Consider the following 474-nt stretch of genomic DNA (forward strand, 5'->3'; position numbering starts at 1 on the left):
TAATCGCGGTCAGCGCCGCTGAACAGCGGTAGCCGATCAGGCAGGACGTTTATTTTCGGTCCCTTTAACCAGCAAGGGGCCGGGGAGTTGAACGTCTTGAAGCCACACCTGCAAAGCACGGTATTTACGTTACTCGATCGCAACGCCAGCCAGCGCGAGATCCACAGGCTGACGGGGGTCGACCGCAAGACGATCCGGCGTTACCGGGCGCTGCGGGCTGATGCGGAGGCAAATTCCCCCGGGGAAGTGACCACCGGCCCGGTGAGCGTAGATGACCTGCCCCTGCCGATTTCCTCCAGTTGAAGTTAGAGTCCGGCCTTCTGAAGGACGGACAGATGAAGCGAGCCAGGTTTACGGAAGAGCAGATTATTGGCGTGCTGCGTGAGCATGAGGCCGGTGCGAAGACTGCCGATTTGGCGCGGAAGCATGGCGTCTCTGAAGCGACGCTGTACAATTGGAAGGCGAAGTTCGGCG

Annotated in this window: 1 protein-coding gene and 1 pseudogene; both read left to right on the forward strand. The window is 59.9% G+C overall.

All coding sequences use genetic code 11. From position 1 onward, the window contains the following. Positions 1-51: 51 nt before the first annotated feature. Positions 52-288, forward strand: a pseudogene (locus AACY08_RS29270) (IS21 family transposase); the annotation flags it as partial. A 47-nt stretch (positions 289-335) separates the two neighbouring features. Further along, positions 336-474: transposase (locus AACY08_RS29275; RefSeq protein WP_339472575.1), on the forward strand; the 139-nt coding region annotated here is incomplete at its 3' end.

The sequence above is a fragment of the Pseudomonas sp. EL_65y_Pfl1_R83 genome (assembly GCF_963970695.1).
GTDB lineage: Bacteria > Pseudomonadota > Gammaproteobacteria > Pseudomonadales > Pseudomonadaceae > Aquipseudomonas > Aquipseudomonas tritici.